The organism is Streptomyces sp. NPDC047869 (genome assembly GCF_040704065.1).
In the GTDB taxonomy this organism is placed as follows: Bacteria; Actinomycetota; Actinomycetes; order Streptomycetales; family Streptomycetaceae; genus Streptomyces.
Genome location: NZ_JBEYRK010000046.1, coordinates 31029 through 51128, shown reverse-complemented (window position 1 = coordinate 51128; position 20100 = coordinate 31029). Strand labels below are relative to the sequence as shown.

The window sequence follows — 20100 nt, the reverse complement described above, 5'->3', positions numbered from 1 at the left end:
CTGGTGCTGATCGCCGTGGCCGCGCCGGTGACGGGCACCCTGATAGGGGTGACGGCGCAGGACTCCCTGCAGCGCTCCGCGCGGGAGCAGCAGCATGTGGCGGCCCTCCGCCGTGCGTCCGTCAGCTCACCACGACGATGACGACCGGTACTCCGCCGTTGTTGAAGTTGTTGTGGAAGAAGCCGCCCCGGTCGAAGCGGTTGAAGCCGTCGAAGCAGTTGCCCCACCAGTCGCAGCCCCGGTTCGTGCTGACCTGCGTGACGTGGTCCGGGGTAGCGGCCGACGCGCCGGCCGCCGAGGTGACGACGGCTCCGCCTGCCATCAGCACGCCGACGGCGGACACTGCGGCGAGACGCCTCGCGCGATGTGCTTTCATGGATCCACCTTCCTTCCACCCCTCGTGCGGCTTTCCGGGCACGAGTCGGATGGCCGCGGCCTCGGAGCGAGAGTCCGGCGCGGTCGTAGGGGGCCGCACGAATGTCGTAGCAGGGCGTCACCATGACGCAGCCCGCAGTGCGGCTTCTCATCTCGATGCTAGCCGTCCACCGGTCACCCAGCATCCTGGGCAACCTTTGCCGCTTCTCATGACTCCTATTCTCGGGAGATCATCACCCTGGCTCCGTCCGACGAGAGAGGTGCAACGGGGATGTCCGAACAGGACGACTGGGAGAAAGAGTTCGATCACAGGTGGGCGAACTCGGCTGAGCACAAGGAGCCTTCGGCCCGCGCCCGTATGCTCGCCGCCCGCTGGAAGGAGAACCCTCCGGACCCGGCGCCCTTCCGTGCCGACCCGGAGCGCTCGGCGCCGCGCCGGTCCTCGTGGATATCGACGGTCGTGGTCCTCGGCTGCGTCGCCGCGGTGATAGCCCTGCTCGGCTACGCGCAGATGCACTCGCCGTACTAGCCCGCCACTGCGCGTGAACGGCCGTCCGGGGTCCCCCGCAGGGGTATCCGCAGGTGCACACTGGACAGCGGGACGAGTGCCTGACCGTGGGGTGGTGCAAGATGCAGAGCCGCTTCCGGAGCGATCGGCGGCTGACCGTACGGATGACGGTCACGCTGTTCCTGCTCGGACTGCTGTACGTGGCCTTCGTCGCCGCGTTGATCGTGTTGCTCAAGTCCTGGCTGCTGGTCGTCGCGGTGGTCGGGGCGATGTTCGTCGCGCAGTTCTGGTTCTCCGACCGGATCGCGATGTTCGCCATGCGCGGGCGGGTGGTGGAGCGGGAGGAGTACCCCGAACTGCACGCCGTGGTCGACCGGCTGTCCGCGATCGCGGACATGCCGAAGCCGGTGATCGCCGTCTCCGAGATGGGCATGCCGAACGCGTTCGCGACCGGGCGCAGCCCCGATCACGCCGTGGTCTGCGTGACCACCGGACTGCTGCGCCGGCTGGAGCCCGCCGAGCTGGAGGGCGTGCTCGCGCACGAGCTGTCGCACGTGGCGCACAAGGACGTCGCCGTGATCACCATCGCTTCGTTCCTCGGGGTGATCGCGGGACTGATCGTGCGGTTCGCCTTCTACTCGCAGGTCCTCGGCGGCGGCCGCAGGGACCAGAACACGGCCGCCGTCTTCGCCGCCGTGATGGCCGTCTCCGCGGCCGTGTACGCGATCAGCTTCCTGCTGATCCGGGCACTGTCCCGGTATCGGGAACTGGCGGCCGACCGGGCCGCCGCGCACCTGACCGGCCGGCCGTCGGCGCTGGCGTCGGCGCTCACCAAGGTCTCCGGGGACATCGCCCGGATCCCGACCGAGGACCTGCGTACGGCCCAGGCCTTCAACGCCTTCTACTTCACCCCGGCGACCGGCAAGGAGCCCGGCATCGAGCGGTTCTTCTCCACCCACCCGACCCTGCAGCAGCGGCTCGACCAGCTCGGGCGGATCTCCGCGGAGCTGGGCGAGGCGGCCACGCCGGGGAAGGCGGGCTGAGCATGGGGCTGCTGGACATCCTGCTCGGCCGTACGAAGCCGGTCGCGCCCGATCTGGACCGGCTGTTCGCGCTGCCCTCGGCGGCGATCACGCTCGAGGCGGCGGCCGGGTTCACCCCGGCCGGCGTCGGCGCGGTGTGCTTCGCCACGGTCGAGGGCGCCGCCTTCGAGCAGACCCACCGCGAGATCCAGGCACTGCTCGACGCGGACGCCGACCGGGCGGGGAGCCCGGTGGAACTCACCCAGGACGGCTACGGCTACTCCTGGCTGATCTCCCGCCGGGCCCCCGAGCAGCTCCCCGAGCTGGTCAACGACCTGCACGCGGTGAACACCTCCCTGGAGGCCAACGGCTTCGGCCCCCAGCTCCTGTGCTCACTGGCCGCCTTCACGAACGACACCGGCCGCCGGCTGGCCCTCGTCTATCTGTACAAACGGGGGACCTTCTTCCCGTTCGCCCCGCTTCCCGGTGCCTCCGAACGCCGGGACAGCGCGCTGGAGCTGCGGGTGAAGGCGGCGCTCGGGAGTGATCTGCGGATCGAGCCGGACCTCGGCCGGTGGTTCCCGGTGTGGGGCGCGCCCGGTCTGTGACGGCCGGGGGCGACTCGGCTCACCTGCTCTTCGCGCGCGCCTGGCGCCGGGTCTCGAAGGGGCGCTCGCGGCGGTAGCGGCGCTCCCACTTGGCCTGGCGGTCACGGCGCTCGCGGTACGCCCGGTAGGAGTCGGGCATCGGGCCCGCGCCGCCCGGCGGGGGTGCGGCGGGCGAGCCCCGGCCGTACTTCGCGTACAGGTACAGCAGCACGGCGGCGGCGAGCCACCAGGTGTGGTTTCCGAATCCGAGGATCACCAGGACGACGGTCCCGGTGCTGACGACGCCACGCATGACGGACCTCCTCCATGAGGTGAGTGGGGACGGGGTGTCGGCTTCGCGCCGTTTGTTCAGCGTAGAGAGGCCGCATCCCGGTACGCACCTCGTTTTCCGCGCCGTCCGGCCCGTGTGAGTGAATGGCGCTCATGAGCGAACTCCCCGCATCCACAGGTGAGTACAAGGATTTCGTGTACGCGTACGACGGCGAGCGGATCAGCGGGGTGAGCACCGGTCCGCCCGGACGGGCGACGGCCGTGCTCCTGCACGGCGCGGGAACCGGCAGCAAGGAACGGCTGCTGCCGCTGCTCGCCGAGTTCGCCGCACATGGCGCGCACGCCCTGGCCTTCGACTTCTCCGGGCATGGCGAAAGCAGCGGCGCGCTCGCGGAGTCGAGCCTGCGACGGCGGTTCGCGCAGGCGGTCGCGGTGATCGACGCGCACGCTCCGGCGGGCGATCCGCTGGTGCTGGTCGGGTTCAGCATGAGCGGGCAGACGGTCGCGGATCTGGTCCGGCACTACGGGCGCCGGGTGGTGGCGGTGGGCCTGTGCGCACCCGCCGTGTACGCGCCGGAGGCCTGGGACGAGCCCTTCGGCGACGGCAGCCGGCGGTTCAGCACGATCATCCGCACGCCCGGGACCTGGCGGACCTCCCCGGCACTGGAGGTGCTGCGCGCGTTCGAGGGGCGGGCGGTGCTGGCGGTGCCGGGCACCGACGACGTGATCCCGCCGGAGGTGACGGAGGCCGTGCAGGACGCGCTGTCGGCACGCGCCCAGTACACCCGGCTCGAACTCCCGGACGCCGGGCACCGGTTGGGCCTGTGGCTCCAGGACCACGCCGAGGACCGGCGGGACCTGGCGGCCGCGCTGCTGGACGGGCTCGAGGACGGTGCCTGGGCGTCGACGCGCGGCTGGCTGGCCGAGCGGCTGCCGCGAGGCCGTGAGGTCGTGGCCTCCCGTCCGCTGTCCGGGGGCTGGTCCGCGCAGATGCGGGGGCTCACGCTGGACGACGGGGAGGAGCTGGTGCTGCGCACGTTCGTGCGGCCGTTCTTCCGGCGGCACGCCCCGGGGCTGCTGTCCCGGGAGGCGGCGGTGCTCGGTCTGCTGGCCGGGCAGGAGGGCGTTCCGGCCCCGGCCCTGGTCGCCGTCGACGCCACCGCGGAGCACTGCGACCACCCCAGCCTGCTGATGACCCGGATGCCGGGTCTGGTCCGGGTGGACGACGAGGACGGGGAGTTCCTGGACCGGCGGCTGGACCTGCTCGCCGCCCAGCTGGTCCGTATCCACGCGGTCGAGCCGGCGGAGCGCCCGCGTCCGTACCAGGCGTGGACCTCGCCCGAGAGAGTGCGTACGCCGGAGGGCGCGTTGTGGGAGCGGGCGGTGGACGTCATCCGGCGCGACCCGCCGCCGTACCGCGGCCGGTTCCTGCACCGGGACTACCACCCCGGCAACGTGCTGTTCACCGGGGCCGGGGACGGGCTCCGGGTGAGCGGGGTCGTCGACTGGGTGGAGACCTCCTGGGGTCCGGCCGACCTGGACGTCGCCCACTGCTCCACGGCGCTGGCCCTGCTGCACGGCCCGGAGCACGGGCTGGCCTTCCGGGACCGGTACGAGCGGCACGGCGGTGACGGTCTGGCGGACGGGCCGGACCACCTGTACTGGCGGCTGCTCGACGCGCTGGCCTACTCCCCCGACGCCGCGAAGCTGGCCGGGCCCTGGCGTGAGCTGGGCCGCACGGATCTGACCCCCGGGGTGCTGGGCGAGCGGCTGGCGGCCTATGTGGGCGGGCTGATGGAGCGGTACGGCTGAACCGCGGGCGCCGGACACCGGTTGTCGGTGGTACCGGCGAGCATGCTGGGAGTGGCACGGTGAGCGAGGGGGAGGTCGGCATGGGCGACGGACGGCGGCACATCGGTACGGCGGAGCGGCGGGCGCGGCTGGCGCTGCGCCACCGTCTCGCGGACACGGCGCGGGCGGCGGCCCCCGAGGAGGTGGCCGCCGCCCTGGTGGCCCTGCACGGCACGGACCCGGCGACGGTGTATCTGGCGGTGTCGGCGCGGCTCGCCGACGCGGCGAAGGCGGTGCCGGAGACGGAACGGGCGCTGTACGAGGACCGGACGCTCGTCCGTATGCACGGCATGCGGCACACGGTGTTCGTGTTCCCCACGGAGCTGACCGCCGTCGTGCACGCGTCCACGGGCCTCACGGTGGCGGCGCGGGAACGCGCCTCGCTGGTCAAGGACATGGCCAGGGCGGGCGCCCCGGACGCCGCCTGGCTGGCGGAGGTCGAGGCGTCCGCGCTGGCGGCGCTGGCCCGGCGCGGCCAGGCGACGGCGGCGGAGCTGACGGCGGACGAGCCGCGGCTGCGCGAGCAGTTCGTGTACGCGGCGGGCAAGAGCTACGAGGGGGTCCACACGGTCTCCTCGCGGCTGCTGCGGGTGCTCGGCGTGGAGGGCAAGGTGGTCCGGGGCCGCCCGCTCGGCTCCTGGACGTCCAGCCAGTTCCGCTGGGCGCCGGCACCGCCGCACCCGGAGCTGGATCCGGCGCGGGCGCAGGCCGGTCTGCTGGAGCGCTGGCTGCGGGTCTGCGGGCCCGCCACGGAGGCGGACCTGAAGTGGTGGACCGGCTGGCGGGTGACGGAGGTGCGCCGCGCCCTGGCCGCGATCGGCGCGCACGAGGTCGCCCTGGAGGAGGGCACGGGTTTCGTGGCGGCCGGTGACGTGGACCCGGTGGCGGCTCCCGGCCGGCCCTGGGCGGCCCTGCTGCCGGCGCTGGACCCGACGGTCATGGCCTGGCAGCAGCGCGACTGGTACCTGCCCGACGGGCTGCGCCCGGAGCTCTTCGACCGCAGTGGCAACGTGGGCCCGACCGTGTGGTGGAACGGCCGGGTGGTGGGCGGCTGGGCCCAGCGCGCGGACGGCGGGATCGTCTGGCGGATCCCGGACGCCGGCGTGCGCCGGGAGGCGGAGCCGGTGGTGGCGGTGGAGGCGGAGCGGCTGCGCGGGTGGCTGGGCACGACGAGGGTCACCCCGCGTTTCCGTACTCCGCTGGAGCGGGAGTTGTCGGCCTGACGGTCCGGGTGCCCCGCGCCGGCCCGGGGCACCCGGCACCGGTTCTCACCGGGTGTAACGCATCAGCGCCCGCACCATGTGGCACGTCGTGGCGGACGGCGGGTGCACGCCGATCCGCTCGGCGGTGCTGCGGATCGCCTCGTCGTGGGCCTGGTTCGGCAGGTGGACGCCGGTGTCGAGCAGGGCTATGGCGAGGCGCATGGCCTTCAGGCGCCGGTTGTGGGTGACGTACCACTCGCGGGGCCGCCCGGCGGGCAGCGGACGCTTCTCCACCGGCGCGTAGGGCGAGTCGAGCCGGACGGCGCGCTTGGCGGTGGACTGGGTCGGCAACGGCTTGGACTTCAGGGCGGCAGCGGGCACGGGCATCCTCCTGTCGCGGTCAGGGCACCCGCCGGAAGGTCTCCGGCGATTCCCTCGAACACTGCTCCCATTCTACTGCCGGGCACTGACATTCAGGCAGTCAGCGGAAGGCTCAAATGCGCAGGTGGGAACGGAAGTTGCCGCCGTGTCACGGCAGGTTCGGGAGGTGCGGATGGGGCGGCGGAAAATCGAACAGGCTCATCGCTCCGAGACCGCCGCGCGGCGTGCGCCGGCCCGGTTGTCGCGTACGGTGTGCCGCATGGAGATCTGGATCAACCCGGCCTGTTCCAAGTGCCGCAGCGCCATCAGCCTGCTCGACGCCGAGGGGGCCGACTACACCGTCCGCCGCTATCTGGAGGACGTGCCGAGCGAGGACGAGATCAGGGCCGTGCTCGGCCGGCTCGGACTCGAGCCGTGGGACATCACCCGGACCCAGGAGGACGCCGCCAAGGAGCTGGGGCTCAAGGAGTGGGCGCGGGACGAGAGCGCGCGGGACCGGTGGATCACGGCCCTCGCCGAGCACCCGAAGCTGATCCAGCGGCCGATCATCACGGCGGACGACGGGACCGCCCTGGTGGGCCGCACCGAGGAGGCCGTGCAGGAGGCGGTGTCCCGGAGCAAGAGCTGAGCGGTGCTCAACCGAACTGTGACGCAGGTTACTTGGAAGAACTCCGGTGACCGCTGAGTAACCCTGTTCGGGATCTCGTACATAGCGGCGTACGCTCCCCTACCTCTTCAGGAGGCGCGCATGTCGCGCAGGAGAACTCTCAGCACGAAGAAGAAGCTCGCGCTGCTCGTCAGTGCCGCGGCGGTGGCGGGCGGCGGAGCCTTCGCGCTGGCGTCCACCTCGAACGCCGCACAGAGCCCGCAGAACGCCCGGACGCTGTCCGCCGGGGACTCGACGGTGTGCCAGGGGCTGGCCACGGCCCACGGCAACAACGACCGGTTCATCGCGGACCAGAAGGCGAACCCGGACGCGCAGTCGGCGGCCCGGATCGCCAACCGCGAGGCGGTCATCAAGCAGATCGAGGTCCAGCAGAAGGCCGCCGGATGCACCGTTGGGGAGTCGGCTCAGGACTCCCAGGCGGCGCAGGGCGGCCAGCAGGGCAACGAGCAGCAGGGTGCCGGCGCACAGCAGGGTGCCGGCGCACAGGCGGGCGGGGCGCAGGCCGGTGGGGCGCAGCAGTCCGCGCAGCCCTCGGACCCGGCGGCCGGTGGGAACGGCGCCGGCGGCGCCGCGGCCTCGGGCCAGCAGGTGTGCAAGGGCTCGACGGTCACGCTCTCCGGTGAGGGCGGCGCCCCGGCCGCGTCCAGCAACCAGTTCCCGGCCGGCACGACCCTGAAGGTCACCAACCTGGACAACAACAAGTCCACGACGGTGAAGGTCACCTCGGTGTCCGGCAGTTGCGCGCTGCTGAACAACGCCGCCTTCGAACAGGTCCGGGAGCCGGGCAAGTTCCTCATCCGCCGCGCGCTCATCGAGAAGGTGGGGTGAGGCTCAGAGGGACAGGAAGCGCGTGAGGTGACGGCCCAGGCCGGGCGGCGCCGACTGCGGCAGCGCGTGGTGGGAGACCTCCGGCAGTACGCCGGTCTCCACGCGCGGCAGTGTCGCGGCCGCCCGGTCCGCCACCCGGACGGGGTCATGGGTCCTGCTGTTCGCGGCCACGAGCAGCAGGACCCGTACGTCCAGGGCGCGCAGCGCCTCGGGTGCCGGGCGCGGGTCCGTCACCGGCCGCACGGACGGGAAACGGGCGGCCGCCTCCTGCAGACGGAGCCAGTCGGGGTCGCAGGTCCCCCGCCCGGTCTCCCACTCCAGGAAGGCGCGGACCCGGTGGGGCGCGGGCCGCAGCAGCATCGGCAGGGCGTGCAGCAGGTACGCCGCCTTGTACCCGGCGAAGCATTCGGTCGGGTCCAGGAGGAACAGGCGGCGTACCCGGGCGGGCGAGCGCAGGGCGTGGTGCAGGGCGATCCAGGCGCCGTACGAGTGTCCGCCCACGTCGGCCGAGGCCACGTCGAGACCGTCCAGCAGGGCGTCCACCCAGGCGGCCAGGTCGGCGACCGTGCGGGGGTGTCGGTCGCCGGCCGGAACGCTCAGTCCGGGCGCGCCGACCAGGTCGGCGGCCAGCACGCGGCGGGTGCGTGCCAGTTCCGCGGCCTGGGCGTACCAGGACACCGAGGTCGCTCCGCCGCCGCCCGGCAGCAGGAGCAGCGGCGGCGCGTCGCGCGGACCGCAGGCGTTGACCCGGGTCTCGCCGAAGGGTGTGACGACCGTCAGCGCCTCGCGGTCCGCCGGCCATTTCGCCAGCACCTTGTCGTATGCGACCCGGAAGGCGCCGGCGTCGTACCCGCTCGCCCATGGCATGGCGGAACCCCCTATTATCTCGTCGAGCAAGATATTCGTTCGGCGAGATGATAACCCGGAGGATCGCATGCCGACCCCGCCCAGCCCCGATGCGGTGCCCGAGCTGGAGATCGTCCACCTGCTGCGCGCTGTCACCGTCGAACTCGGCCTGCACAGCGCCCGGTTCGCGAGCCGGAACGGCATGCACCCCACCGATGTGCGCGCCCTGATCGCGCTCATGGATGCCCGGCGCGCGGGTGAGGAGATGACGGCCGGACGGCTCGGTGCGGTCCTGGGCATCAACTCGGCCGGGACCACGGCGCTGGTGGACCGTATGGAGCGGGCCGGGCAGGTGCGCCGGGTTCGCGGGGAACGGGACCGGCGGCGGGTCGTCATCGAGGTGGAGGAGCGGGCGGTCGAGCTGGGCCGGGCCTTCTTCGGGCCGCTGATCGAGCGGTCGGTGGAGCTGCTGCGGGGGTACGACGAGCATCAGCTGGCGGCCGTCCGGGGCTTCCTCGACGGGGTGCGGGAAGCGGCCGCCGGGGCCGGGTGAGCGTCCCCCGTCCCTCGCGCGCCGCCGCGCTCCTGCCTCCCGCGCCGCCTCACCACTTGAGTCCGGACACAGAAAGGCCGGGTAACACGGGGTTCACATGCGAGCAACGGCCGGGAAATCGCCTGTTGACAGGCTGGCGGGCAGATAGAAGCGGCGCACCGGTGCCGCAGCGCCGCAAGCACCCGCGAGTGCGCCCGACCCACCCCCGAAGGATGTGGCCCCGTGACCTTCAAGGCTGAGTACATCTGGATCGACGGCACCGAGCCGACGGCCAAGCTCCGTTCCAAGACGAAGATCATCACGGGTGCTCCGGCCGGTCTCGACGCGCTGCCGATCTGGGGCTTCGACGGCTCCTCCACGAACCAGGCCGAGGGCCACTCCTCGGACCGCGTGCTCAAGCCGGTCTTCACCTGCCCGGACCCGATCCGCGGCGGCGACGACATCCTCGTGCTGTGCGAGGTCCTCGACATCGACATGACCCCGCACCGGTCCAACACCCGTGCCGCGCTGGCCGAGGTCGCCGAGCGGTTCGCCGCCCAGGAGCCGATCTTCGGCATCGAACAGGAGTACACCTTCTTCGACGGCGCCCGTCCGCTGGGCTTCCCCGAGAACGGCTTCCCGGCCCCGCAGGGCGGCTACTACTGCGGTGTCGGCGCCGACGAGATCTTCGGCCGTGACGTGGTCGAGGCGCACCTGGAGAACTGCCTGAAGGCGGGCCTTGGCATCTCCGGCATCAACGCCGAGGTCATGCCGGGCCAGTGGGAGTTCCAGGTCGGCCCGCTCGCCCCGCTGCTGGTCTCCGACCAGCTGTGGGTGGCCCGCTGGCTGCTCTACCGCACCGCCGAGGACTTCGGCGTCTCCGCGACCCTCGACCCCAAGCCGGTCAAGGGTGACTGGAACGGCGCCGGAGCGCACACCAACTTCTCCACCAAGGCGATGCGTGAGGGCTACGACGCGATCATCACCGCGTGCGAGTCGCTCGGTGAGGGCTCCAAGCCGCTGGACCACGTCAAGAACTACGGCGCCGGCATCGACGACCGCCTCACCGGCCTGCACGAGACCGCCCCGTGGAACGAGTACTCCTACGGCGTCTCCGACCGCGGTGCCTCGGTCCGCATCCCGTGGCAGGTCGAGAAGGACGGCAAGGGCTACATCGAGGACCGCCGCCCGAACGCCAACGTCGACCCGTACGTGGTGACCCGCCTGCTGGTGGACACCTGCTGCTCCGCGCTGGAGAAGGCCGGCCAGGTCTGATCCGCACCGCTCTCCCGAGGGGGCGCCCGCCAGGACGGCGGGCGCCCCTTCGGCGTCCCGGTCGCGCCCGCGGGCCCACTTCGAGCCGGGCGGCCGTCCAAGCTGTGAGAGAGGGGTCCTGCCCGGGCCCCGCTTCTGCTTCAATGGGCCCATGGCCAGCTTCCAGAACCGCACCGCGACGGGTCGTCACGACCTCGAGCCGTTCTGGCCCTCCCGTCAGCACCACGACTTCGACCGGGTGTGTTGCCGCGCGGCGAACGCGCGGGCCCTCTAAAGCCGTACACCCCGGCCTTCGGCCAGCGCGGAACGACGTACGTCTCCCGGCGCGCCCGACCACGAATCGCGGCCGCCGCACCTTCCGACGAACTCCTCGCGCGAAAGAGCTGACCTCTCATGGCGACCACTCGTTCCCTCTCCACCGCCACCCTTCCCGCCCCCTCCCAGAGCGGCTCCCGGCACCGGCTGCGGGCCGTCGACCGGGACGAGGTCGTGGACGTCGCGGACCTTCTGCCGCCGGGCGCCACCTGGCTGCCCGCGCCGCAGCACACCCTGCCCACCCTCCCCGGACAGCCGCCCATGGTCGGCTACCTGGTGCTGGTCCCGGCCGACCAGCGGCCGCCGTTCCTCCCGGTCGCGCTGCCGGACGGAACCGGGGCGGCGGCCGGCTCGGCGGCCGGGACGGACGGCGACCCGCTGGTGCGGATCGACGCCGTACAGCGCACCGTCAGCGTCGACGGCCGTCAACTCGACCTGACGTACCTGGAGTTCGAGCTGCTGGCCCACCTCGTGGCGCACCCGAACCGGGTGCACACCCGCGACCAGCTCGTGACCACGGTGTGGGGGTACGGCCACGTCGGCGACGGCCGTACCGTCGACGTCCACATCGCCCGGCGCTGGGCGAGCGGCACCGCCGGTCGATCCAGACGGTGCGCCGGGTCGGCTACAAGTACACCCCGCCGACCGGGGACTGAGCCGGGCCGTCTGCCGTCGGCAGACAGCCCTTCCCTCCCCGGGCCGGTACCGGGCACGCTCACCGGCATGAGACTTCTGGTGCTGGGCGGTACGGAGTTCGTGGGAAGGACCGTCGTGGAGGCCGCGCTCGCGCGCGGCTGGGAGGTGACCGTCTTCCACCGGGGGCGGCACGCGCCTCCCGCGGGGGTGCGGTCGCTGCACGGCGACCGCACCGCGCCCGACGGGCTCGCCGCCCTCGCCGCCGACGACGGCACCTGGGACGCGGTGGTCGACACCTGGTCGGCCGCGCCCCGGGCGGTCCGGGACGCGGCGCGGCGCTTGCGTGGCCGCGCCGGCCGGTACGTCTACGTCTCCAGCCGGTCCGTGTACGCCTGGCCCTGGCCCAGGGGGGCCCGCGAGGACGCCCCGCTGGTCGAGGGCGCCGCCGCCGGTGCCGAGGCGACCGACTACGCGCGGGACAAGCGGGGCGGCGAACTCGCGGCCGTGGAGGCCTTCGGCGCCGGGGACTCGCTGCTGGTCCGGGCCGGGCTGATCCTCGGCCCGTACGAGAACGTGGGCCGGCTGCCCTGGTGGCTGAACCGGATCGCCCGCGGCGGCCCGGTCCTGGCACCGGGGCCGCGCGACCTGGCCGTGCAGTACATCGACGTCCGTGACCTCGCCGGCTGGCTGCTCGGCGCGGTGGAGCGGGCGCTGAGCGGCCCGTACGACCTGGTCGGCCCGCCGGGTCTGACCACGATGGGCGAGCTGCTCGAGGCGTGCGTCCGGGCGACCGGCGCGAACGCCGAACTGCGGTGGACCGCACCGGGGCTGATCCTGGACGCCGGGATCGAGCCGTGGACCGGGCTGCCGGTGTGGGTGCCGCCGGGCGGCGAGATGTACGACGCCGTGCACCGCTCGGACGTCTCCCGGGCGCTGGCCACGGGACTGCGGTGCCGGCCCGCGGGTGAGACCGTCGCGGACACCTGGCGGTGGCTGACCGGTATCGGGGGCACGGCACCGCAGCGGTCCGACCGGACCTCGGTGGGTGTCGATCCGCGGGTGGAGGCGGAGGTGCTCGCCGCGGCCCGGGGTGTACCTGGCGCCACCCCCTGACCGGGGGCTCCGGGCGAGTGACCGGCGCCGGAGGGTCGGCCAGACTGACCGCATGACTACCGACACGAAGGGCGGCGCGGTGCGCGCGCGGGCACGGGACGCCGCACTCGCCGCCGTACGGGGGCTCGTACTGGCCGTGGCGATGCTGCCCGTCACGGTGCTGTGTCTCACGCTGACCCTGGTCTCCATCGCGCTCATACCGATCGGCATCGGCATCGTCACGACCCCCTGGATCCTCGGCGGGGTGCGGGACGTCGCGGACACCCGGCGCAGGATCGCGGCCGAGTGGGGCGGGGTGCCGATCCCGTCGGCGTACCGGCCCGTGCCCGCCGGCGCCAACCCCTGGACGCGTACCTTCACGATGCTCGGGGACCGGCAGGTGCGGCGGGACCTGCTGTGGCTGCCGGTGGACCTGACGGCGGGCTTCGTCACGGCGCTGCTGCCCGCGGTGCTCGTCCTCTACCCGTTGGAGGGCTTCGCGGTGGCCGCGGGGCTGTGGCGGGTGCTCGCGGACGGCGATACCTACTGGTACGGCTTCGTGCCGGTCACCGGCCGGACGACCGCGCTCGGTGCCGCCGCCCTCGCCGCGGTCCTGCTGTTCGCCGCCCTCCGTTTCACCCCGCGCCTGCTGACCGCCCACTTCCGTCTCACCCGGGCCGTCCTCGGCGCGGACCGGGGCGAACTCGCCGAGCGGGTGCGGGTGCTGACCGAGACCCGGCGCGACGCCGTGGACACCTCGGCCGCCGAACTGCGCCGCATCGAACGGGACCTGCACGACGGCGCCCAGGCCCGGCTGGTCGCGATGGGCATGGACCTCGGGACCGTGGAGATGCTGCTCGACAAGGACCCGGCACAGGCCAAGCGGCTCCTCACCCAGGCCCGCCGCAACTCGGTGGAGGCCCTGGAGGAACTGCGCGACCTGGTCCGGGGCATCCATCCGCCCGTGCTCGCCGAGCGTGGACTCGGCGACGCGGTACGGGCGTTGGCGCTGCGGCTGCCGCTGCCGAGCGAGGTGACGGTGGAGCTGTCCGGCCGGGCGGACGCGCCGGTGGAGTCCGCCGCCTACTTCGCGGTCAGCGAGGTGCTCACCAACGCCGTCAAGCACTCCGGTGCCGACCGGCTCTGGGTGGACCTGCACCACGCCGACGGGATGCTGCGGATCACCGTCACCGACAACGGCAGGGGCGGCGCGGTGGTCGGCGCGGGATCCGGGCTGGCCGGGGTGGAGCGGCGGCTGGGTACATTCGACGGCGTCCTGGCCGTCAGCAGCCCCGTCGGCGGTCCCACCCTGGTCACCATGGAGCTCCCGTGCGCGTTGTCCTAGCCGAAGACCTCTTCCTGCTGCGCGACGGACTGGTCCGGCTGCTGGAGGCCTACGACTTCGAGATCGTGGCGGCCGTCGAGTCCGGTCCCGAACTCGACCGCGCCCTCGCGGAGCTGAAGCCGGACGTCGCCGTCGTCGACGTGCGCCTGCCGCCCACGCACACCGACGAGGGCCTGCAGTGCGCGCTGCGGGCCCGGCGGGAGCGGCCCGGACTGCCGGTGCTGGTCCTGTCCCAGCACGTCGAGCAGCTCTACGCGCGTGAGCTGCTGGCCGACGGCAGCGGCGCGGTGGGCTATCTGCTCAAGGACCGGGTGTTCGACGCCGGCCAGTTCGTGGACGCGGTACGGCGGGTGGCCGCCGGCGGCACGGCGATGGACCCGCAGGTGATCCAGCAACTGCTGTCGCGACGGGCGGCCGACGACCGTCCGCTCGGCCATCTCACCCCGCGCGAGCTGGAGGTGCTGGAGCTGATGGCGCAGGGCCGCTCGAACGCGGCGATCGCCGGGCAGCTCGTGGTGACGGAACGGGCCATCGCCAAACACACCTCCAACATCTTCACCAAACTGGGCCTGGAGGTGTCGGACGACGACAATCGGCGCGTACTGGCGGTGCTGGCGTACCTCGACCGCGGCCGCTGATGTGAAACTCAACTACCGCTGGTCACACGCCATTTGAGGCCCATGACACACCGCGTTCCGCCGACTGGTTCGGGAGACGGCTGAACACCTCCGGGGCGGCGTCCGTATGGAAGGACGCCGCTTCACTCCTGTCGGGCGCCTCGATGCTGCCCCGCAAGGAAGTCAGAGGAGTTCCATGGGACGCAACACACGAAAACGCCGTACGCCGCTGGCCACCAAGGCCATAGCCGCATCGGCGGCCCTAGCGCTCGGTGGGGGCGGGCTGATCTGGGCGAACTTCTACGCCTCGGCGCACGAGTCGAGCAACCAGTCGTGGGGAGGCAACCAGACCAAGGCCGCCACGGCGCAGGTCGCGACGATCTCGTGTCCGGACGTGGGCCAGAAGCTGACCAACGTGCCGAACCAGGCCCGGGGCGAGGTCGCCGGGGAGCTGTCCAACCTCGACCGCCAGATCACCGACGCCTACCAGCGTCTGGCGACCACGCGGGACGCGCAGGCCAGAGACACGAGCTTCGTCCAGAACTCCATCCTGCAGCCGCTCCAGGACCGGCGGAAGGTCATCCTGGACCGGATCAGGCTGGAGATCACCCGCGTCGGTGGCACCGCGCCCGGCGACCTGGACACCCTGGCCACCTGCACCGCGCAGAACGCCAACCAGACCACCGGCGGGCAGCAGCAGAACGGCGACCAGCAGCAGGGCGGTCAACAGCAGAACGGCGACCAGCAGAACGGCGACCAGCAGCAAGGCGACCAGCAGCAAGGCGACCAGCAGCAGGGTGGTCAGCAGCAGGGCAACAACGGGCAGCAGCAGAACAACGGCGGGCAGGCCGGCAACGGCCCGGCCGCGGCCGACTTCGTCGACATCACCAAGGTCCAGGCGAATGTGCAGGCCAAGCCGCGCCAGTCCCGCAACGCGTCGACCGGCACGTTCACCACGCGCTGCGGGGTGAACGCGAACAAGAACCACAACACCGACAACGTGATCGTGGCGCCCGGCGTGACCAACGGCGCCCACCACCTGCACGACTACGTCGGCAACCAGAAGGTCAACGCGTTCTCCAGCAACAACACGTTCCTCCAGGGCGGCACGAGCTGCCAGAACAAGAACGACCTGTCGTCGTACTACTGGCCCGTGGTCCGGGTCCAGGACGGCTCGCAGGACTTCGACCAGAACGCGGACGGCGGCGGCAAGGAGGGCAACGTCGGCAAGATCCTGGTGCCGGCCCAGGCCCAGATCAAGTACGTGGGCAGCCCGACCGCCAAGGTCGTCGCGATGCCGCAGTTCCTGCGGATCATCACCGGTGACGCCAAGACCACCACCAACGGTCTGGCCAACGCCAACGCGCACTGGAGCTGCACCGGCTTCGAGAACAAGGTGCAGCTGACCACGCAGTACCCGATCTGCCCGCAGGGCAGCAAGGTGGTGCGCACGTTCGCCTTCCAGAGCTGCTGGGACGGGCAGAACGTCGACAGCGCCAACCACCGCACGCACGTGGCCTTCGCCGATGCCAATGGGAACTGCCAGAACGGCTTCAAGGCCATTCCGCAGCTCACGATGCGCCTCGTGTACAACATCACCCCGCCGGTCATCCAGAACGGCCAGGTGAAGAACGCCTACGCGGTGGACGGCTTCCCCGAGCAGCTGCACAAGCCGGCCACCGACCACGACGACTTCATCAGCGTCACGACCGGCGGACTGGCCAACAAGATCGCGAACTGCGTCAACCGCGGTCAGAACTGCGCGTGATCCCCTGAGACGCGCGCACGGAAGAAGGCCGGTGGCGGGTCCCTCCCGCCACCGGCCTTCGCCGTGTCCGCGCGGCCGGTTCAGCCGCTGTGCGCGTGGTGGTTCGTGCCGGTCTCCACATCACCGCCGAGCGTGCCGCGCAGCGCCTGGACGACGCCGTCGTCGCCGACCGCGACCCACTTGCGGCCGACGAGGTAGTAACCGCCGTAGTCCTTGGCGTCGTTGATCCACTCCCGCTGGCCGCGGTCGGTGGCGAAGGTGGCGAGGATGAACTTCCCGTCACCGTTGCGGCAGATGGCCTGGCGGATCTCGTCGGCGTCGGTCTGCATGTTCGGCTTGCAGCGCACCTCGGCGGCCAGGCTCTCCAGGCTGCCGGTCGCGGTGGGCGGCACCTTCTCGCCCTCCCCGCCCGCACCGCAGCCCGCCAGCGCCAGTACGGCCGCGGCGCCGAGCACCGCACGTGTCACCCTCATCGTTCCTCCGGTCCTGGTACCAGCATGCCGCGTGGAGCCCCTGGCACGGGACCCCGCCCAACGGATACGGCCGCGGGGCCCGGCGCGCTCAATCCTGTGTGGCGGCGGGCACAGGTGTGCGAGGGTGACCCGGTGAACCAAGACTGGGAAGACCGTGTGACCGCCGCCTGGGCCTCCTTCGACGACTATCCGGAGGAGCGCGCGCGGGAGTTCCGCGACCTGATCGACAAGCTCGTCGCCGAGCTGCCGGAGGACAGCCCGCTGGGCCCGTTCGAGCGGGCCTGCGCCTGGGACTCCACCGGCCACTCGGACCGGGCGGTGCCGCTGTACCGGGAGGCGCTGGCGCGCGGCCTCGACGGCTACAAGGGCCGCCGGGCGCGGATCCAGCTCTCCAGCTCGCTGCGGAACACCGGGCGGGCCGAGGAGGGCGTCGCCCTGCTCACCCCCGAACTCGACGGCCCGTCCGACGAGTTGGACGACGCGGTGCGGGCCTGTCTCGCCCTGTGCCTGTCCAGCCTGGGCCGCGACCGCGAGGGACTGTCCCTGGTGCTCGGCGCCCTCGCCCCGCACCTGCCGCGCTACCAGCGGTCGATGGCCAACTACGCGCGCCTGCTGGTCGAACCGGAGGAGTGAGCCGCCCGGAGCGAGCCACCTGCCCGGCGGTGACCTGCCGACGGCTCGCTCGTTCACCGGGATGTGCAGTCACAGGATGTAGCCCAGCGTCACACGAAAACCGCCGCCGGTCGCGACGTCGGCGTCGACCAGGCCGAGGCCGCGCTCGTCGAGCACTACCCGCGGCTGGTCCGGCTCGCCTACCTGATCCTGCCACCCGACCTCGCCCGCGGCCGCCGGGTGCTGACGGCACACGCCCTCGCCCAGCGTGCCCTGCCCCGCGGCCGCCGGCGCAAGTCCGTGATCCCGGCCCAGTCCGCGGGCCGGGACGGCGACCCCGGGTACGCGTTCGTCCGGCAGGAGGTCGTGCGTACGGCGCTGGCGGCGGCCCGCACCCGCAGGGGCCGGCCGCGGCTGTCGCCGTTGCGCCCGCCGCTCCCCCGCGTGTGGGGTCTGCGGCTGTTCCCGCGCTCCGGCGGGGCCGACGAACTCGCGCTGGACCAGCGGCTGTCCGTGCTGTCCGGACCGGCCCGCGCCGCGTACGTGCTGCGCGGTCTTGAGCGGCTGCCGGACTCGGGCGTCCGCGGGATCCTCGCGTCCGCCGGGGTCGACCGCCCCGAGGCGGCGCTGTCCGAGGCCAACGGGGTGCCCGCGCAGGACGCCCTGCTCTCCTCCCCCGAATTCGACCCCTGCTCGCTGCAGGCCAGGCCCACCGATCTGGTGCGCCGCCGCCAGCACACCAAGGCGGCGCTCGCCGGGGCGGCCGCGCTCGCGGTGTGCGGCGCCCTGGTGACCCTCCCGGGCGGCGGCTGGGGCCCCGACGGCGCCGCCGCACCGCTCTACGCGGAGAACCCGGCCGCCGAAGCCGCCCTGAAACCCGGCAAGCTGATCCGGATCGCACCGGCCGCCTGGCGGTCCTCCGCCCGCACCGACTTCTCCGTGTGGCCGGCGCGGGGCGCGCTCACCGGCGACCGGGCGCTGCTGCGCCGCGCCCTCGCCGTGTGGGCCAGGCCCGGCGACACGGTCCGCGTCTCGGCGACCCCGGGCACCCAGACCGGCGGCCCGGCGGGCCCGCCCCAGCTGCTGTACGCGGGCGAGGTGGACAGCGCGCGCGTGGTGATCCTCTACGACGGCCTGCGCATCGCCCGTTACGCCGAGCCCAGGGACGGCACGGCGGGCGCGGCCCTGGACTTCGCCCGGACCGACGGCTCGACCGGCACCGAGGCGAGCGCGCTGGTGCTGGGCCGCTCCGACGGCAACGTGCGCTATCTGACCGCTCCCTGGGTGCGCAAGGCCGCCCAGCGGGACCTGATGAAGCCGGACGCGGCCCCGCTGCCGCTCCCCGTCACCGACGGCGTCACCGCACCGCTGGCCAGCCCGGCCCTGCGGACCGGCAGTTGCACCTCGTGGAACGTGCTCCAGCTCACCGGTCCCTCGGGCGATCAGCTCCACACCGATCTGGGCGAGCTGGTGCCCGCGCACCTCACCGCCGGGCGTCCGGGCGCCCCCGTCGAGGCGGCCGGGGCCGAGGGGCTGCGCGCCTGGGCGCCGTTCGCCTGCTCGCTGGCCACGGAGCGCTCGGCGGGGGTGCGCGGCGTCAACGCCTGGGCGTTCGCCGAGCAGCCGCTGCCCGACGGGAGCGGTGCGGGCCAGTGGGTGTGCACCAGGACCGAGACCTGGCGCGGCGGCGGTACGGCCACGCTGGCCCAGTTCCGGACGCCGGGCGGGGCCGCCGGGGCGGTGGTCGCCAAGGGCGCCGATGTGGCGGCCTGCGGAGCCCGTGATCCGCAGGTGCTGGCCGGGGTGTTGTGGAAGGCGAGGACCGGGGACTGGTACCTGCTGGCCGCGGGCGGCCCGGACGTCACCGGGGTCCGGGCGAACGGCGGGATCACCGCGGCCGGTCAGGGGCCGCTGCTGGCGGTCAAGGCCGGTCAGGGGACGCGGGCGGACCTGAAGGGGACCCTGAAGGACGGCAGGACGATCGGCGGGCTGCGCTAGACGGGACGTCCCCGGCCCCAGGGCCTGTTGCGAAAGTGGCCTCGTCGCCCGAAGGGCGGCCGCTTTCGCAACAGGCCCTAGTTGACACCGACGTCAACAAGGCGGCGCAGAGGGGTTCTCAGCGGGCCTACCCGTCAGTACATTGACGCCATGTCCAATAAGCAGGCCCGGCCGGTGGAGTCCGAGCGGATACCGCTCAAGGCCCGCGACGTGTCCTTCTCCTGGGAGGACACACCGCTGCACTGGGTGCCCGGCGACCCGTTCACCACGCACACCATCAATGTGCTGCATCTGCTGCTGCCCGCCGGTGAGCGGTGGTTCGTGCACGTGTACAAGCAGGTGCTGCCGCTGATCCGGGACGACCGGCTCCGCGAGGACGTCATCGGCTTCATCGGGCAGGAGGCCATGCACTCCCAGGCCCACGACGAGGTCCTGCCGCACCTCAGGGAGCAGGGGCTCGATACGCGCTGTTCGCCGGTCTGCCTGAGGGCACGGCCGTGTACTGCTGCGGGCCCGAGGGGCTGATGGCGGCCGTGGAGGCGCGGCTGCCGGAGGACGCCACGCTGCACCTGGAGCGGTTCGCGGCGCGTGCGTCCGCCGCGGGGGACGCCGGGTTCGAGCTGGAGCTGCGACGCAGCGGGCGGACGCTGACCGTCCCGGCCGGCTCCTCCGTGCTGGCCGCCGTCCGGAGCGAACTGCCGGACACCGCCTACTCCTGCGAGCAGGGTTTCTGCGGAACCTGCCAACAGCGGGTCGTGGAGGGCGAGGTCGACCACCGGGACGAGCTGCTGACGGACGCGGAGCGTGCCGATTCGATGCTGATCTGTGTGTCGCGGGCCAGGAGCGACCGGCTGGTGCTCGACATGTGAACGCCGACGG

General features: G+C 72.8%; 21 protein-coding genes and 3 pseudogenes. 19 read left to right on the top strand and 5 right to left on the bottom strand.

Features of this window, described 5'->3' with window-relative positions:
• Positions 1–121: 121 nt before the first annotated feature.
• Positions 122–376 carry a hypothetical protein gene (locus AB0924_RS36400; protein ID WP_358940268.1) on the bottom strand — a complete coding sequence of 85 codons (255 nt, stop codon included), beginning with the start codon at positions 374–376 and terminating at the stop codon, positions 122–124.
• 270 nt (positions 377–646) lie between these two features.
• Between AB0924_RS36400 and AB0924_RS36395 the strand changes: the two genes are divergently transcribed.
• The 3 genes from AB0924_RS36395 (at position 647) to AB0924_RS36385 (ending at position 2513) form a co-directional block, all read left to right on the top strand.
• Positions 647–904: a hypothetical protein gene (locus AB0924_RS36395; RefSeq protein ID WP_358940269.1), complete on the top strand. Its 258-nt coding sequence runs from the start codon at positions 647–649 to the stop codon at positions 902–904.
• 101 nt (positions 905–1005) lie between these two features.
• Positions 1006–1926 carry a zinc metalloprotease HtpX gene (gene htpX / locus AB0924_RS36390; protein WP_358940270.1) on the top strand — a complete coding sequence of 307 codons (921 nt, stop codon included), beginning with the start codon at positions 1006–1008 and terminating at the stop codon, positions 1924–1926.
• A 2-nt stretch (positions 1927–1928) separates the two neighbouring features.
• Positions 1929–2513, top strand: coding sequence for a hypothetical protein (locus AB0924_RS36385; RefSeq protein WP_366913736.1), 585 nt, complete (start codon positions 1929–1931; stop codon positions 2511–2513).
• Positions 2514–2532: 19 nt separating this feature from the next.
• Here the strand turns inward: AB0924_RS36385 and AB0924_RS36380 are convergent, their stop codons facing one another.
• A complete protein-coding gene (locus tag AB0924_RS36380) occupies positions 2533–2805 on the bottom strand; it encodes a hypothetical protein (RefSeq protein WP_358940272.1) in 273 nt (90 codons plus the stop codon).
• Between the two features lie 131 nt (positions 2806–2936).
• Here AB0924_RS36380 and AB0924_RS36375 point away from each other — a divergent pair, with 131 nt between their 5' ends.
• Positions 2937–4595, top strand: coding sequence for an alpha/beta fold hydrolase (locus AB0924_RS36375; RefSeq protein WP_366913735.1), 1659 nt, complete (start codon positions 2937–2939; stop codon positions 4593–4595).
• An 80-nt stretch (positions 4596–4675) separates the two neighbouring features.
• A complete protein-coding gene (locus tag AB0924_RS36370) occupies positions 4676–5857 on the top strand; it encodes a winged helix DNA-binding domain-containing protein (protein ID WP_366913739.1) in 1182 nt (393 codons plus the stop codon).
• A 45-nt stretch (positions 5858–5902) separates the two neighbouring features.
• Here the strand turns inward: AB0924_RS36370 and AB0924_RS36365 are convergent, their stop codons facing one another.
• Positions 5903–6217 (bottom strand): hypothetical protein, encoded by a 315-nt coding sequence (locus AB0924_RS36365; protein WP_358940274.1) that lies wholly within the window; start codon positions 6215–6217, stop codon positions 5903–5905.
• A gap of 259 nt (positions 6218–6476) precedes the next feature.
• On the opposite strand from AB0924_RS36365, the gene AB0924_RS36360 reads away from it, so the two are divergent.
• Positions 6477–6845 carry an arsenate reductase family protein gene (locus AB0924_RS36360; RefSeq protein ID WP_358940275.1) on the top strand — a complete coding sequence of 123 codons (369 nt, stop codon included), beginning with the start codon at positions 6477–6479 and terminating at the stop codon, positions 6843–6845.
• Positions 6846–6965: 120 nt separating this feature from the next.
• Positions 6966–7712, top strand: coding sequence for a hypothetical protein (locus AB0924_RS36355; RefSeq protein ID WP_366913734.1), 747 nt, complete (start codon positions 6966–6968; stop codon positions 7710–7712).
• Between the two features lie 3 nt (positions 7713–7715).
• Here AB0924_RS36355 and AB0924_RS36350 read toward each other — a convergent pair whose 3' ends face one another.
• Positions 7716–8579 carry an alpha/beta fold hydrolase gene (locus AB0924_RS36350; RefSeq protein WP_358940277.1) on the bottom strand — a complete coding sequence of 288 codons (864 nt, stop codon included), beginning with the start codon at positions 8577–8579 and terminating at the stop codon, positions 7716–7718.
• Between the two features lie 67 nt (positions 8580–8646).
• On the opposite strand from AB0924_RS36350, the gene AB0924_RS36345 reads away from it, so the two are divergent.
• The 8 genes and pseudogenes from AB0924_RS36345 to AB0924_RS36310 all read left to right on the top strand — a co-directional run bounded on the left by AB0924_RS36345 (position 8647) and on the right by AB0924_RS36310 (position 16138).
• Positions 8647–9111 (top strand): MarR family transcriptional regulator, encoded by a 465-nt coding sequence (locus tag AB0924_RS36345; protein ID WP_358940278.1) that lies wholly within the window; start codon positions 8647–8649, stop codon positions 9109–9111.
• Positions 9112–9333: 222 nt separating this feature from the next.
• Positions 9334–10365 (top strand): glutamine synthetase, encoded by a 1032-nt coding sequence (glnII, locus tag AB0924_RS36340; RefSeq protein WP_358940279.1) that lies wholly within the window; start codon positions 9334–9336, stop codon positions 10363–10365.
• A 151-nt stretch (positions 10366–10516) separates the two neighbouring features.
• Entirely contained in the window at positions 10517–10639 is a 123-nt protein-coding gene (locus tag AB0924_RS36335) for a hypothetical protein (RefSeq protein WP_268894189.1), read from the top strand.
• A gap of 119 nt (positions 10640–10758) precedes the next feature.
• Positions 10759–11196: pseudogene (locus AB0924_RS36330) on the top strand (winged helix-turn-helix domain-containing protein); the annotation flags it as partial.
• Positions 11197–11403: 207 nt separating this feature from the next.
• Positions 11404–12429: an NAD-dependent epimerase/dehydratase family protein gene (locus AB0924_RS36325; protein WP_366913738.1), complete on the top strand. Its 1026-nt coding sequence runs from the start codon at positions 11404–11406 to the stop codon at positions 12427–12429.
• Between the two features lie 52 nt (positions 12430–12481).
• The gene (locus AB0924_RS36320; RefSeq protein WP_366913732.1) at positions 12482–13753 is read left to right on the top strand and encodes a sensor domain-containing protein; all 1272 of its coding nucleotides are present in this window, start codon (positions 12482–12484) and stop codon (positions 13751–13753) included.
• Positions 13738–14391 (top strand): response regulator transcription factor, encoded by a 654-nt coding sequence (locus AB0924_RS36315; RefSeq protein ID WP_358940283.1) that lies wholly within the window; start codon positions 13738–13740, stop codon positions 14389–14391. Before AB0924_RS36320 ends, AB0924_RS36315 begins: the two co-directional genes overlap by 16 nt.
• A gap of 175 nt (positions 14392–14566) precedes the next feature.
• On the top strand, positions 14567–16138 hold the full coding sequence (locus AB0924_RS36310) for a DUF1996 domain-containing protein (RefSeq protein ID WP_366913731.1): 1572 nt from the start codon (positions 14567–14569) through the stop codon (positions 16136–16138).
• Positions 16139–16218: 80 nt separating this feature from the next.
• Here the strand turns inward: AB0924_RS36310 and AB0924_RS36305 are convergent, their stop codons facing one another.
• Positions 16219–16611: a hypothetical protein gene (locus AB0924_RS36305; RefSeq protein WP_358940285.1), complete on the bottom strand. Its 393-nt coding sequence runs from the start codon at positions 16609–16611 to the stop codon at positions 16219–16221.
• Between the two features lie 114 nt (positions 16612–16725).
• Here AB0924_RS36305 and AB0924_RS36300 point away from each other — a divergent pair, with 114 nt between their 5' ends.
• The 4 genes and pseudogenes from AB0924_RS36300 to AB0924_RS36285 form a co-directional block, all read left to right on the top strand.
• Positions 16726–17244 (top strand): tetratricopeptide repeat protein, encoded by a 519-nt coding sequence (locus AB0924_RS36300; protein ID WP_366913730.1) that lies wholly within the window; start codon positions 16726–16728, stop codon positions 17242–17244.
• A gap of 63 nt (positions 17245–17307) precedes the next feature.
• On the top strand, positions 17308–19221 hold the full coding sequence (locus AB0924_RS36295) for a hypothetical protein (RefSeq protein WP_366913729.1): 1914 nt from the start codon (positions 17308–17310) through the stop codon (positions 19219–19221).
• A 150-nt stretch (positions 19222–19371) separates the two neighbouring features.
• Positions 19372–19683, top strand: a pseudogene (locus AB0924_RS36290) (metal-dependent hydrolase); the annotation flags it as partial.
• Between the two features lie 11 nt (positions 19684–19694).
• Positions 19695–20090: pseudogene (locus tag AB0924_RS36285) on the top strand (2Fe-2S iron-sulfur cluster-binding protein); the annotation flags it as partial.
• Positions 20091–20100: the final 10 nt, after the last annotated feature.